Source organism: Blastococcus sp. HT6-30 (assembly GCF_039729015.1).
Classification (GTDB): domain Bacteria; phylum Actinomycetota; class Actinomycetes; order Mycobacteriales; family Geodermatophilaceae; genus Blastococcus.
In genome coordinates this window covers 1294131-1307707 of sequence record NZ_CP155792.1, presented here as the reverse complement: position 1 = coordinate 1307707, position 13577 = coordinate 1294131, and the positions used below count along the sequence as shown (strand labels likewise).

Genomic DNA, 13577 nt, shown 5'->3' with positions numbered 1-13577 from the left:
CAGTGCCGCCCAGGGCACGGGGCACGATACTTCTTCGGCATCCGGCGCCCTGCGTGCCGGACGGTGACCGCCGGCCGGCGGCCGTAACGCGATCGTCGGGTGGCGAGCCGTTGCACCCGTCCGGCGAGGGGTAACCCCGGTCGGCATGAGCCGGGTCGCTGAGCACACCGATACCTCACGCACCGGTAGCACCACCGGGGGGAGCCGCGTCGGGGTGCGCGCGCTGCTGGGGCTGGTCGCCCTGGTGGCCGGGGCGGTGCCCTTCCTGCTGCTGCTCCTGCTGGTGCAGGAGGAGTGGTCGCCCCTGGCCGCCCTGGACGAGGACGTCGCCGCAGGGCTGAACTCGGTGGTGGACGACTCCCCCGTGCTGGTCACCGTGCTGCAGGCGGTGACCGATCTGGGCGGCAACGGCGCGGCGATCCTGGTTTTCACCCTCACCACGGTCTTCCTGCTCATCCGGGGGCAGCGCCGGCTGGCCGCGTTCGCGGCGACCACCGGCGTCGGGCTGGCGGTCCTCGTACCGGTGACCAAGGCGCTGGTCGACCGCGCCCGGCCCGTCGTGGCCGCGCCGGTCTCCGACCTGCCCTCGAACGCGAGCTTCCCCAGCGGGCACGCCACCGTCTCGCTGGCCACCTACGGGATGCTGGCCCTGCTGGCGCTCCCGGCGGTACGCCGGGGCCTGCGGCCCTGGGTCGTCGTGGCGGCGCTGCTCGTGGCCCTCGCCGTCGGCTTCACCCGGCTCGCCCTCGGCGTCCACTTCGTCACCGACGTGCTGGCCGGCTGGGCCCTCGCCGCCGGGCTGCTGGCCGTCACCACGGCAGCGTTCCGCGGCTGGCAGCACGACCACCACCGCCCCACCGAACTTCTGGACCCGCTGCACGTCGAACCGCACGCCCGGCCCCACCTGGCGACCTCGGGCCAGACCGCGCTGCCCGACGGCCGCCGCACGGTGGCCCGGCTCCTGACCGCCGCGGCGGCACTGGCGGCCACGCTGGTCGTCCTCGGCCTGCTGGTCTCCGCCGTCCTGGGCGACAGCGTCATCGGCCGCTTCGACCGGGCGGTCGTCGAGGCCCTCACCGGGGCCCGCAGCGCCACGCTGACCGACGTCGCCACCGCCGTCGGCACGCTCTCGGGCACGCCGGCGTTCGTCGCGGTGTCACTCACCCTCGTCGTTGTCGCGTTGGCGGTCACCGGCAGCCGGCGGCCGGTCCTCTTCGTGCTGGTGACGGTCCTCGGCGAGCTCGGCCTGTACTTCGTCGTCTCCCGGACGGTCGACCGGGCCCGGCCGTCGGTGGCAGACCTGACCGCCGGCCTGGCCACGAACGCGAGCTGGCCCTCCGGGCACGTGGCGGCGGCGGCGGCCCTCTACGGGGCGCTCGCCGCCCTGGTGGTCACCCTGGCCCGTGGCAGGTGGCGGTGGGCGGTGCTCGCCGTGCCGGTACTCGTGGCGCCGGCCGTCGGCCTGGCCCGCATCTACGTGGCGGCGCACTACCCCACCGACGTGCTCGCCGGCCTGGTCCTGGGCACCGCATGGGTGCTGGTGTGCGCCCGGTATCTGCTGCCCGGGGTCCGCGGCACGGCGGGGTACCCCCGCTCAGTCGCCGCACCGGCCCCGGCCACCGCGGACGTGCCCTGACCGGAGTAACGGACCGCAAGGCGCGCCGGTCGGTGGGTGCGGCGGGTCACCGGCGAGCGCGGGCCCGCCCGCCCGACCCCCAGCGGTGCCGGTGCGACGGCGCGGGCAGTACGACAAGCAGCCGGCTGCCGCTCAGGAGACGACGACCTCGATGACCGGGTAGCCCGAGGCGCCGTCGGGTGCCACCGGGGTGCGCCGGTCGGTCTGCGCCTCACCGAGCCCGTCCGTCGCGCGGGCAGCGATCCGGTGCCGCCCCGGCGTCGCGTCCCACGGCAGGACCCACTGGCGCCACACGTCCACGTCGTAGGCCTCGGACAGCTGGGCCTCCTGCCACGGCCCGTCGTCGATGCGCACCTCGACCCGCTCGATGCCACGGCTGGGGGCCCAGGCGACGCCGGCGACCGGCGTCCGTCCGGCGGCGACCGTCGCGCGCGGACCGGGCACGTCGATGCGCGACTGGGTCTTGATCGGCCCGTCCTTGGCCCATCCCCGCGGGATCCAGTAGCCGTCGACGTCCCAGTCGGTGAGCTCGATGGCCGAGAGCCACTTCGTCGCCGAGACGTACCCGTAGAGGCCGGGGACGACCAGCCGCGCCGGGAAGCCGTGCTCGGCCGGCAGCGGCTCGCCGTTCATGGCGACCGCGACCATCGCCTCCTCGAGGTCCAGTGCGGTCACGGTCGGGAACCCGGCGGTGAAGCCGTCGACGGACCGCCCGATCAGCTGGGTGGCCCCCTCCCGGAGCCCGGCCCGCTCGAGGAGGCGACGCAGCGGCACGCCCTGCCATCGGGCGTTGCCGACGAGGTCCCCCCCGACCTCGTTGGACACGCAGGCGATGGTGATGTCGGCCTCGATCTGCGGCAGCTCCATGAGCTCGGCGTAGGTGAGGGTGAACGGCTCGTCCACCATCCCCCGGACCTCCAGCTGCCAGCCGTCGGGATCGACGACGGGCACCCGCAGGGCGGTGTCTATCCGGTAGAAGTCCTCGTTCGGGACGAACAGCGGGGTCAGCCCGGGGATCTCCAGGTCCGCGCCGGCCGGTACGGGGCCGGCCTGCTTCACGGGCACCGGCAGCCGGATGGCGGTGCGCAGTTCGTTGAGCCGTTCGCGTCCCGACAGGAGGTAGCCGCCGACGCCGGCGAGCACCCCGAGCACCATGGCGCCACCGGTGACCGCGAGGAAGCGCCGGCGGTCGACCGGGCCCAGGGCGGTCGGGGCGGCGGCGGTGGAACCAGGTCCGGTTCCTCGCCGCGGGAGTGCGACGACGAGCACGTGCAGTACGGCGATGCCGGCGACGGCGCCCAGGGCCCCGACGAGCACGCTCGAGAAGACGGGGTTGCGGTCGTCGGCCAGCGCGGCGACGACCCCGAGCGTGGCGACGAGGGCGATGCCCCCCGCGGCGAGGGGGAACCGGCGGCGGGCCAGCACGCCGAGCGCGGCGCCCAGCAGCACCGAGACGACCGGCACGCCGCCGATGAGCACCGGCTTGTCGGCGGTGCCGAGGGTGGCGATGGCCCACCGCTCCAGCCAGCCGGGCACGTTGTCGACGAGGGTGTCACCCACCGCGATGACCAACGAGGGCGCGCGCGTGATCAGCCCGGCGACCAGCTCGGCCAGACCGAGCGCAGCGGCGACCGACCCCACGCCGGCGAGCGCGGCGGCACCACGGCTCACCGGGCGGGCGCCGCCGGTCGGTTGCTCCGGAGTCAACGCGTCGTCAGCCACCACGGAACGGTGTCCCGCGGACCGCGGCCCGACACCGGTGTCCGGGCACCGACGCGGAACTGTCATGCACGATCCGATCGCCCGAGCCCCGCCGGGGACGACCGGTGGCACCGCGGCCTGCACCCCGCCGACCGCAAACTGCTCGACCTGGTCGACCCCGGTGCCCGTCGGCGCGGGGGCGCCGGCGTCTCGGAGCGGGGCGGTCCGTGCACCGCGCGATCGGTGTGCCCGCTGCGACCGCGCCCACCCCCATGTCGCCGTCCTGACACCGTTGTGCAAGCCCCGTCCACCACGACCGGAACCTCCGCAGCCGGGACGTGGCCATGTGGCGGATCGGTGTCACTGCGATTGCAGGCGGCATCCTCGGTGCTCCACCGGGCACCTGGTGCGTCGTCCCCGATCCACGGCCACGCGGCGGCGTGGTCCCGACGCAGAGGAGCCGACATGAGCATCGTCGCCGGACGCACCACCTCCACCGGGCCGCGCCGCACGGGTCGCGCGGCGAGCGCCCTGATCGCCGCGGCCGTCGGAATCGGCGGGCTCGCCGCCTGCAGCGACGAGTCGGCCGGGGCGGAGGCCGGCGGCGTCACCGCTCAGGACCTCCAGGCGTTCGAGGACCAGCTCGCGGATCTGGCCGAGCGGGTCGGCGCTCTGGAGGAGGGCATGGGCGACGACGGCGTCGCGGCCACCACGGACGACACCGCCGGCTTCTTCGAGGACACCCGGTCCTACGTCGGGCAGGACGTGACGGTCAGCGGGGAGATCTCGGAGCTGGTTCCCACGACGGACGTCGGCAGCTCCTTCCGACTCGCCGGCGGGTCGGGCGAGCTGATCGCCGTGGTCATGGCCACTCAGCCGATGGAACTCGACGCCGACGACGTCGTCCGGGTCTCCGGCACCGTCGTCCAGGTGCAGCGGGACACCTTCGAGGAGGACTTCGGCATCGCGGCCGAGGAGCTCTTCGCGGACGCGGACGCCTGGTTCGAACAGGAGGAGAGCTCGGCAGCCATCAGCGCCCACCGCGTCGAGGTGACGCAGCAGCAGGGCCAGAACGACTGACACCCCGCGGGCAGCCGGCGCACAGCGGACCCCGGGCGACCGGGCCCTCCGCCGCAACCGGGCCCGCTGCGGGCCCACGGGGGCTTCCGGTGTCGCCGGCGAGAGGCGGCAGCCATGATCGGAGGACGAACGGTGCGGACGGATTGGCGAACGACGTGAAACTGTGGTCCAGGCGCACCGGCGACGGAGTCGTCGACCCCGGCGACGGGCCGCCCGCCGGCACGACCGCCGTCGCGGCACTCCCGCGCAGGACGGACGGCGCCACACCCCGATCCGCGTCGCCGTCCCCGGTGGGGTCCGCCGCGCCCCGCTGGGCGGTGCGCACGCTCGTCACCAGCGCGGCCCTGCTCGCCCTGGCGGCCATGGGCTGGCTGGTCTTCTGGTTCCTGCTGCGCCTGCCGCTGCTGACCGTGGCCATCGCGGTCTCCCTGCTCCTGACCGCGCTGATGAGCCCGATCAGCCGGTGGCTGTGCCGCCGCGGGTCGCCCCCCGCCCTGTCCGCCCTGCTGTCGGTGCTCCTGCTCATCGGCGTCCTGACCGGCGTGGGGTTCCTCATCGGGTTCCGGGCCGCGGAAAGGCTCCGGAATCTCACCCGTCCCCTCGCCGCCGGGATCGACCGGATCCGGGTCTGGCTGATCGAGGGGCCGCTGGGCCTCGACCCCCAGCAGGTCACCGAGATCCGCAACGCCGTCGTCGACCGCATCTACCGGCTCACCCCCGAGCCGACGGCCGCAGCCAGCATGGCGGTCTACGTGCTGACCGCGGTCATCCTGGTCGCCTTCCTCGTCTTCTTCCTGCTCAAGGACGGCGCCGCGATGTGGGACTGGCTCGTGGGCCTCGTGCCCGGCCGGCGGAGGTGGCAGGTCGACGGGGCCGGGCAGGCGGCGTGGTCGACGCTGTCCCGCTACGTGCAGGGGGTGATCGTCGTGGCGCTCATCGACGCGCTGGGCATCGGTGCCGTGCTCTTCATCCTGGGTGTGCCGCTGTGGCTGTCGCTCACCCTGCTGACCTTCATCGGTGCCTTCGTCCCGCTGTTCGGCGCCACGGTCAGCGGCGTCGTCGCCGTGCTGGTGACCCTCGTGACCAACGGCCCGACCGACGCGGTCATCGTCGCGGTCGCGGTCCTGGTGGTGCAGCAGGTCGAGGGCAACATCCTGCAACCGATCATCGTCGGGCGGGCGCTCCGGCTGCACCCGGTGGTCATCCTCGTCGCGGTCACCGCGGGCTGGATGCTGTGGGGGCTCGCCGGCGCACTGCTCGCGGTGCCCCTCGTGGCCGTCAGCTACCGGGCCGCCGACTACCTGAAGGAACATCCCGCGCCGGCCCCTCCTCCCCCGCCGTCGCATCCGGTGATGCAGGCCCCGTCGGCGGAGCAGCCGACGGGCGCGGGCGCCCGGTGACCACCGTGCGGGACCACCCGGGCACCCAGCCGGCGGTCAGCCGGCCTGCTGCTGCACGAGCGTGACCCGGTCGGCCGCGATGGCGACGTCGCCGGCCAGGTCGCCGAAGAAGGCCTGCGGGTCATCGGTCAGCACGTCGGCGGCGATGCCGAAGTCCGCCTCGAAACTGCTCTCCGCGACGCGGCCGACCGTGCCGGACACCTGGACCACGTCGCCGGTCTGCAGCTCCGGCGGCGGGGTCACCATGACGACGGCGACGGTGGTTCCCGTCCCGTCGCCGATCCGGAACACGGCCCCCACGTCGGCCACCCCGACGAGGGCGGAGACGGGGGCGGTCACCGTCAGGTCCTCGCCGATCAGGGACTCAGGGTTCTCGAAGAGCCCGGCGGGGTCCTCGACCGGAGCGCCCGACGGGGACGCCGGGGCGTCGTCCGGCTGCGCCGTCTGCCCGGCCGGCTCCTCACCGGTGGTGGGTGCCGCGGAGGCAGTCGGCTCCGCGGCACCGGACCGCCGGTCCTCGAGCTCGCCGATGCGCTCCTCGAGGGCGTCCAGGGTGTCGCCGATCCGCTGGGCGTCCCCGGTGGCCGCCGGGTCGTCCACGGGGCCGGTCGGGTCCCCGCCGCATGCGGCGAGGCTGCCCACCCCGACCCCGGCCGCGACCACCGCTGCGACGGCTCGGCCGCCGCGCCGTGCGGGGCCGGCCCGCAGCCGCCCTGCCCTGCTCACCATGGCGCCTCCTCTCCTCTGGAGCCGGGGCGGCGTCCACACCCCGGCCGGGACGGGTGCTGGCTACCCCCACGGTCCTCCAGGACCCTGGCGGTCGCCGTTCGACACCGGGTCGCAACACGGCGCTCCGCGAGCGGGGCCGGTCACGCCCGAGGTCGGCTACTCCGGCAGCGCGATCGGGCCGAGTTCGGTGAACAGGTCACCGGAGCCGGGGTTCTGCGCGCGGGTGCTGCCCGCAGGACGCGGTGTACCGGAAGTCCTCGACCACCGACATGACGCCGGAGAGGATCGCGCGCAGCGGCCCGGTGCCGCGGTAGGGCTCGCGGACGATCGGGGAGAGGAAGGTGCAGTCCGCCGCGAACAACTGCACTGCAGCCTCGACGTCGCGAGCCTCGACCGCCACCCGGAAGGCGGCGAAGGGGTCGGTCGGCATGGCGATGACTCCCTGGACGGCACTGCGACGGCAGGTGGACCTGCGGGAGCGGGGCGACCGCACACCGGGACGCACCCTCCCATGGTCGCGTGCGGAGGGGGCCACACTCAGTCGTGGCGGTCATCGGCCCGGGGAGGTGGCCAAGCATGTGGGGTCAGCAGGCGTGTTGCGCGCCGACCGACCGTCCTCCACTGCTGCCCGGCACGGGTCAGCGAGGGCTGCGGGTGCGGCGACCGGCCCGAGCCCTCCGGTCGACTGCGCGTGCGGACGAGGGCCGGGCGACGAACTCCCCGAGGATCACGCCGGCGGCCAGTGCCAGGCCGATCGTCGTCGCCTGACTCAGCAGCACCAGCCCCATGGCGGTGTTCCCCTCGGCGAGCAGCAGCATCCCGCGGTAGATGGTCAGGCCAGGCAGCAGGGGGATGATCCCCGCAGCGACGTAGATCAGCGGCGACGCCTTCTGCCGGTGGGAGAACACGTAGGACCCGGCTCCTACCATGACCGCGGCCGCGCCCGTCGCGAGGGCGGGGTCGATGCCGAGTTCACCCAGACCCCGGAACGCGCCCCATCCCAGGGCGCCGGCAGCGCCGGCGGCCGGCAGGGTCCGCCGAGGGGCGTAGTTGGCGCCGGCCGCCGCCGCGGCGGCCAGGGTGGCGGCGAGGAGCTGGACGGGGACGTCGCCCCATCCGCTGGTCGGCGCCTGGTTGACGACGAGCGCAACGCCCAGTCGAGCCGCGAGCGAGAGGATCGCCGCCACACCTGTGACGATCCCAGCGGTCAGGACGAACACCTCGAACGCTCGGGCGCTGGCGGTGAGCAGGAAGCCGTTGATGGCGTCCTGCACCGCACCGACGAGCGTGATCCCGGGCAGGAGGAGGACGATGCCACTGGCCACGATGAGCGAGGGGCGCACGCCGAGGCCCGCCACCAGGACGAGCACCGCCACCGCCGTGGCGATGGCCGCACCCACGGTGTTGGCGTAGAAGTCCGGCAGGTCGCGTGCCGTCAGCGCGCCGGTCGCACGGTCCACCACCACGGTGGTGCAGAAGGCGATCACCGCAACGAGGACGCCACCCCCCATCAGGACGGCGATCGCCGTGGCCAGCACTGCGCGGAAGCCTGTCACGACCCATCGCCGGTACGGGTGCCGGCGCCTCCGGATGGCGTCCAGCCGCTCCATCGCCTCGGTCGGAGCGACCCGCCGGTTGACGAGGTCGTCGACCAGGTTGTGGATCTCGGTGACGCGCGTGTAGTCCGGTGTCCGTTGCTCCACGAGGCGAACGCTGGTCACGGGGGCCACGTCGGGGGCCCGCACGTACGACAACGTGATCGACGTGAACGTCACCTCGGACACCACGTGCGGCAGGCCGCAGGCCTTCGCGATGGCGATCGTCATCGCCATCACGTCCGAGGCTGCCGCGCCGCCGGAGAGGAGAACCTCGCCTGCCCGGAGGGCGAAGTCGAGGACGCGGTAGGCCTGACGCTCGTCCGGCTCGGGAAGGTGGACGGGCTCCTTCCCCACCGGGCCAGGACGTCGCAACCCCCTGCGACGGCCAGCAACCACCGTGCCTCCTCCGATGCTCGTTCCTCGGCCGGTACCTGCGGTCCCGCGCCGGCCAGGGCGCGGGGCGGGCCGGCGCCTGGATCACAATGCTCCCCGGCCGCTGTGCCGGTGCGTACAACATGCCGTACCTCCACCCCGGCGCTGTCTGCCACCTCGTCGGGCGGGCCCGTTCGCTGGGAGCCGCTCGGACCGATCAGCGTCCGGGCCGTGTGGACGACCACCTGATGGGTAGGTCGGCTGCCGCTACCACGCTGCCGAGACCGCAACCGAGGAACACGGTGACCGACACGAGCGCGGGAGCATCCTCCGGCCGGCCCGAGGGCGAGCCCGCGGACGCCTCCGACGCGGTGGCGGCGGCCGCGGACCGGGTTCCGTCGGGCACCGCGCCCACGAGCGTCTGGACGGAGGTGCCCTCACTCGGCGTCTCGCTGCACGCCCGCACCTGGCGGCAGGAGGCGGAGCCCGGCCGGCTACCGCTGATCCTCGTGCACGGTCTGGGTCTGTCCAGCAGGTACCTCATCCCCCTCGGCCGGCGCCTGGGAGCGCTCGGCTACGACGTGCTCGCCCATCGTCGTCGATCCCCATGCCGGCAGGCATGGACAGCCCGGCGAGGACGACCTCGACGCTGTAGCCCTCGGGCACGACGACGTCCCGTGGATTCAGCCGGGGGCGGGCGGGGATCGGAAGGTCCTGGAGCGCCTCGGGTGACGCGGGAACGGACGGCAGGGACACGGCGCTTCCTCGCACGGCGGGGCCTGGAACATCGCACGGCCTACGACCACGGGCCTCCCGCACGGCGCTGTTGACCGCGAACGCCGTGTCGCCGTCCGGGTGCTCTTGCGCGGTGCCCGCTCCCAGGCGTCGGTTTCGTTCGGGGACTGCCTCCCGGCAGAACGGGTAGGGCGTCGCCAGGTCCGGAAGGTCCGGACCGGGAAGGGAGATCATGAGCGAGCTCGAGGAGACCGGGACCGGAGAAGCCGCCAAGCGCATCGGTCAGGCGCCGACCACGACGGACGTGAGCGATCCGGATCGCTCGTCCCGCAACACCGCCGCGGGTTCCGGCTCGGAGCCGGGCCAGGGCACGGTGCACCCGGACGCCGACGGCGGGGTGGACCCGTCCGCCAGCATCGAGCCCCACAACGAGGGCCTCGTCTGATCCGGCGCGCCAGACCCCGTCCGTGGTCGCCGTCGCCGGGCCGTAGCCCTTGCGCGGCGACCACGGCGCGGCGGAAGGAGGCGAGCGACCGTGGAGCAGCAACGGGACCGCGGCCCCGACCCGCACGGGCGTGGCATGTGGGGCTGCCTCCCCATGGGAACGGGGCTCCACCGACTGCCACAACTGGCCCGCCGGGGCCGCAGGGACGCTGCTGGCCGACAGGGGCAGCTTTCGGGCCCACGAGCTCGGCGGGCTCCCGCCCTTCCACGGTGATGCCCTTGCCCTGCTCACCCCGCGCCGGCTTCACGACCACCTCATCGCACCGCGTCAGGCAGAGCGCTGCGGTGAGGTCGCCGTCGCGTACCTCCGCGGTGCAGATCCAGGCGGAACATGGAGGAGGGTCGATGAAGACCTCGTCCGGTGGCACTCCGACAAGCACCCGGGGGCCATGCGGGTAGAGCGGACGATCGGGGCTCGCCGTCCTGAACGCACCGAAGCGTCACGTCCTCGTCCGGTGGCGGAGTTGGTCGGTTGCGGCGAGTCTGACAGCGACGGTGGGCACTTGCCGGCCGAGCACAGCTGGTCACCGTCACGGTTATTGCATGCAGAGCAGCTCGACGCCCAGAGGAGCAGTCTCGATGCCGGGTCATTGGCTGGTGCCCTCCGACAGTGCCACCGGGCGCACCGACGGAGACGGGTCCCGCGGACCCGACGCGGGAGAGCCGCGTGCTCTCCTGGTCGGCCTCGGGTCCGCCGAGAGCGATGCGCGGCTGGATGAGCTCGAGCGACTGGCGGAGACCGATGGCGTGGCCGTGGTCGGACGGATGGTCCAGACCCGCGAGCGGCCGGACCCGGCGACCTACCTCGGATCGGGGAAGGTCAGCGACCTCGCCGGCATGGTGCAGGAACGCTCCGCCGAACTCGTCATCGTCGACGGCGAGTTGAGCCCGGCCCAGGTGCGGAACCTGGAGGACCGGCTGCAGGCTCGTGTCGTCGACCGCACCGCGCTGATCCTCGACATCTTCGCCCAGCACGCCCGCAGCAGTGAAGGCAAGGCCCAGGTGGAGCTCGCCCAGTTGGCCTACCAGTTGCCCCGCCTGCGTGGGCAGGGCACAGAGCTGTCCCGGGTCGGTGGTGGCCGGGTCGCCGGCGGCGCCGGCATCGGCGTCCGCGGCCCGGGTGAGCAGCGGCTCGAGACCGAGCGTCGGCACCTGCGCCGGCGGATATCGCTCCTGCGACGGCAGGTCAAGGAGACCGGCCTCCGCAGAGAGCGGACCCGCTCCCGCCGGCGGCGCAACCAAGTGCCCTCGGTGGCGCTGACCGGGTACACCAATGCCGGGAAGTCCGCGCTGCTCAACCGGCTCACCGGCGCCGACGTGCTGGTGCAGGACGCGCTCTTCGCGACGCTGGACCCGACGGTGCGCCGCACCCGGACGGCAGACGGCCGCGAGTACACGCTCACCGACACCGTGGGCTTCGTCCGGCATCTGCCTCACCAGCTCGTCGACGCCTTCCGCAGCACGCTGCAGGAGGTCGTCGACGCCGACCTGCTCCTGCACGTCGTCGACGCCTCCGCCGCCGACGCGATGGCGCAGGTGACCACCGTCCGAGGGGTGCTCTACGAGATCGGCGCCCGCGACCACACCGAACTGCTCGCGCTCAACAAGGTGGACGTCGCCCCGCCGGAGTGGGTGGCCGCACTGCGCAGCGCGTATCCCGCTGCAGTGCCGGTCTCAGCCATCACCGGGGAAGGACTCGACCACCTTCGAACTGCGATCGCCAGGGCCCTCAGCGGACTCTGACCACAGTCATCGCGCGAAGCGGCCCGATCTCGACACCCGCCGCTTCCGACCGGGTGCGGCGGCGTCGGCTGGGTCCTGGAGCGGGCCACCGCGCACCACTGAGCGGCTGCCGCGGAGCGTCTTCGGGCGCTCCCGGTCGGCCGATGGGTGCGGGTCGCGATCAGCCGGATGGCTGGTCGGCCTCCAGGAGTCGCTGTGATTCGACGGCGGCCAGGGCGAGGGTCTTGTAGCCCACCTGGTCGAACAGCACGGTGATCCGGTCCTCCTCGACCGACATGACCACCCCGTGTCCCCACTCGCGGTGGTGGACGGCGGAGTTGATGGGGAACGGGGTGTCCTCGCCGGGTTGGTCGCGGGCGGTGCCGGCCTCGCAGGTGTCGCAGTTGCCGCAGGGGTGTGGGAGCTGTTCGCCGAAGTAGCCGAGCAGGAATTGCCGCCGACATCCGGTGGTCTCGGCGTAGCCGCGCATCATCTCGATCCGGGAGCGGGTCAGCCGCTGGTGATTCTCGGCGACCTCCACGGCGTCCTGGACCGCCGCCTCGGGTTCGAGGTCGGAATCCAGGTACTCCAGGCGCCCGTCGTCGGTGGTCCCCACGGCACCGGCCTCCTCCAGCAGGTTCACCGCGCGGGTGCGCTTGGCCGCTGATGCCTCCGTGTCCTGGGCCAGGTCCGTGGCGCGCACCGGCTCGTCGTACTCGTCGAGCGCCTCGGCCACTTCCCCGAGGGCGTCCTCGGGCGCGCGGCTGGCGGTGAGGAAGGTCTGCAGGTGGAGATCCTCGGGCCGGTAGAACAGGGCTATCTCGGCCGCCTCGCCGTCACGCCCGGCGCGGCCGATCTGCTGGTAGTAGGTGTCGAGGGAGTCCACGGCCGAGGCATGGACGACGAAGCGGACGTCGGGCTTGTCGATGCCCATGCCGAACGCCGAGGTCGCCACCACGACGTCGACGGCGTCGCCGAGGAAGTCTTCGTGCACCCGCCGCCGGTCGGCGGCCTTCATGCCGGCGTGGTAGGCGGCGACCCGGATCCCGATCTGCGCCAGCTCGTCGGCGTAGTACCCCGCGTCCTTGCGGCTGGTCACGTACACCAGGCCCCGCCTGGTGGCCGGGTCGGCCACGAGCGCAGCCACCCGTGCGACCACCGCCGAGCGCTTGCGCCGGTCGTCGCTGAAGCGCTCCACCGCCAGGTGGAGGTTTGGTCGGTCGAAGCTGGCGATCACCTCCACGGGATCCCGCAGCCCGAGCCGGCCGAGGATGTCCTGGCGCACGGGCATCCCCGCGGTGGCCGTGAGCGCGAGGACCGGAGGGTGACCGAGCCGTTCGATCACCGGCCCCAGCCGCAGGTAGTCCGGCCGGAAGTCATGCCCCCACGCCGACACACAATGCGCCTCGTCGATGACGAAGAGGCTGACCCCGAGCTCGGCCAACTCATCGACGACCTCATCCTTGGCCAGCTGCTCGGGCGACAGGAACAGGTACTCGGCGTCGCGCTCACGGACCGCCTCCCAGGCATGCCGCCTGTCTCCCGCCCGCTGCCCGGAGTTGACCGCGACCGCCTCCGGCGCCCGCGAGTCCTCCAGGCTGTCGACCTGGTCGCGCTGCAGCGCCAGCAACGGCGAGACGACCAGCGTCGGGCCTTCGAGCAGCAGCGCCGGGACCTGGTAGATCGCCGACTTGCCGGCCCCGGTCGGCAGCACGGCCAGGACGTCGTGGCCGGCCATCACCGCCTCCATGGCCGCCAGCTGGTCCGGCCGCAGCTCCGGCCAACCGAACGTCTCCCGCGCGACCTGCTGCAGCTGTCCTGTTGGTTCCGTCACCGTCGGCCCGTACCCGGCCGGGCGGCCGCCACCCCTCAGCTCAGCTGCCGGAGGACCCACGCGGGTTGCCCGCAGCCAGGACGCCCGAGGGGAGGTCGTGGACGACCACCGATCCCGCGCCGACCACAATCTCCGCGCCGATGCTCACCCCCGGCAGCACGATCACCCCTCCCCCGAGCCACGCGTTGTCCCCGGCGATGATCGGCGCGGGCTCCTGCGGGCCCGGCCGACGTTCGCGCGGCGTCCAGCGGATGCGACGCGGTCAG

The 13577-nt window shown here is 73.7% G+C and carries 11 protein-coding genes; 5 read left to right on the top strand and 6 right to left on the bottom strand.

Features of this window, described 5'->3' with window-relative positions; translation table 11 throughout:
* The first annotated feature begins 145 nt into the window (after positions 1–145).
* On the top strand, positions 146–1636 hold the full coding sequence (locus ABC795_RS06295) for a phosphatase PAP2 family protein (RefSeq protein ID WP_347060068.1): 1491 nt from the start codon (positions 146–148) through the stop codon (positions 1634–1636).
* 132 nt (positions 1637–1768) lie between these two features.
* Here ABC795_RS06295 and ABC795_RS06290 read toward each other — a convergent pair whose 3' ends face one another.
* Positions 1769–3307 (bottom strand): molybdopterin-dependent oxidoreductase, encoded by a 1539-nt coding sequence (locus ABC795_RS06290; RefSeq protein WP_347060067.1) that lies wholly within the window; start codon positions 3305–3307, stop codon positions 1769–1771.
* 495 nt (positions 3308–3802) lie between these two features.
* Here ABC795_RS06290 and ABC795_RS06285 point away from each other — a divergent pair, with 495 nt between their 5' ends.
* The gene (locus ABC795_RS06285) at positions 3803–4417 is read left to right on the top strand and encodes a hypothetical protein (RefSeq protein WP_347060066.1); all 615 of its coding nucleotides are present in this window, start codon (positions 3803–3805) and stop codon (positions 4415–4417) included.
* A 290-nt stretch (positions 4418–4707) separates the two neighbouring features.
* Positions 4708–5817, top strand: coding sequence for an AI-2E family transporter (locus ABC795_RS06280; RefSeq protein WP_347060064.1), 1110 nt, complete (start codon positions 4708–4710; stop codon positions 5815–5817).
* Between the two features lie 36 nt (positions 5818–5853).
* Here ABC795_RS06280 and ABC795_RS06275 read toward each other — a convergent pair whose 3' ends face one another.
* The 3 genes from ABC795_RS06275 to ABC795_RS06265 form a co-directional block, all read right to left on the bottom strand.
* Positions 5854–6546: a hypothetical protein gene (locus ABC795_RS06275; RefSeq protein ID WP_347060063.1), complete on the bottom strand. Its 693-nt coding sequence runs from the start codon at positions 6544–6546 to the stop codon at positions 5854–5856.
* A gap of 196 nt (positions 6547–6742) precedes the next feature.
* On the bottom strand, positions 6743–6976 hold the full coding sequence (locus ABC795_RS06270; protein ID WP_347060062.1) for a nuclear transport factor 2 family protein: 234 nt from the start codon (positions 6974–6976) through the stop codon (positions 6743–6745).
* Between the two features lie 208 nt (positions 6977–7184).
* The gene (locus ABC795_RS06265; protein WP_347060061.1) at positions 7185–8498 is read right to left on the bottom strand and encodes a threonine/serine exporter family protein; all 1314 of its coding nucleotides are present in this window, start codon (positions 8496–8498) and stop codon (positions 7185–7187) included.
* Between the two features lie 985 nt (positions 8499–9483).
* On the opposite strand from ABC795_RS06265, the gene ABC795_RS06260 reads away from it, so the two are divergent.
* On the top strand, positions 9484–9696 hold the full coding sequence (locus tag ABC795_RS06260) for a hypothetical protein (RefSeq protein WP_347060060.1): 213 nt from the start codon (positions 9484–9486) through the stop codon (positions 9694–9696).
* Positions 9697–10298: 602 nt separating this feature from the next.
* Positions 10299–11498 (top strand): GTPase HflX, encoded by a 1200-nt coding sequence (gene hflX, locus ABC795_RS06255; protein WP_347060059.1) that lies wholly within the window; start codon positions 10299–10301, stop codon positions 11496–11498.
* 160 nt (positions 11499–11658) lie between these two features.
* Here the strand turns inward: hflX and ABC795_RS06250 are convergent, their stop codons facing one another.
* Together ABC795_RS06250 and ABC795_RS06245 are read right to left on the bottom strand one after the other, a co-directional pair.
* Entirely contained in the window at positions 11659–13311 is a 1653-nt protein-coding gene (locus tag ABC795_RS06250; RefSeq protein WP_347060058.1) for an ATP-dependent DNA helicase RecQ, read from the bottom strand.
* Between the two features lie 40 nt (positions 13312–13351).
* Positions 13352–13477 (bottom strand): hypothetical protein, encoded by a 126-nt coding sequence (locus ABC795_RS06245; RefSeq protein ID WP_347060057.1) that lies wholly within the window; start codon positions 13475–13477, stop codon positions 13352–13354.
* Positions 13478–13577 lie beyond the last annotated feature (100 nt).

Bases quoted from the DNA above. Each gene is read 5' to 3' on its own strand.
- ABC795_RS06275 (WP_347060063.1), bottom strand. From the start codon at position 6,546: ATGGTGAGCAGGGCAGGGCGGCTGCGGGCCGGCCCCGCACGGCGCGGC.
- hflX (WP_347060059.1), top strand. From the start codon at position 10,299: ATGCAGAGCAGCTCGACGCCCAGAGGAGCAGTCTCGATGCCGGGTCAT.
- ABC795_RS06285 (WP_347060066.1), top strand. From the start codon at position 3,803: ATGAGCATCGTCGCCGGACGCACCACCTCCACCGGGCCGCGCCGCACG.
- ABC795_RS06295 (WP_347060068.1), top strand. From the start codon at position 146: ATGAGCCGGGTCGCTGAGCACACCGATACCTCACGCACCGGTAGCACC.
- ABC795_RS06270 (WP_347060062.1), bottom strand. From the start codon at position 6,976: ATGCCGACCGACCCCTTCGCCGCCTTCCGGGTGGCGGTCGAGGCTCGC.
- ABC795_RS06260 (WP_347060060.1), top strand. From the start codon at position 9,484: ATGAGCGAGCTCGAGGAGACCGGGACCGGAGAAGCCGCCAAGCGCATC.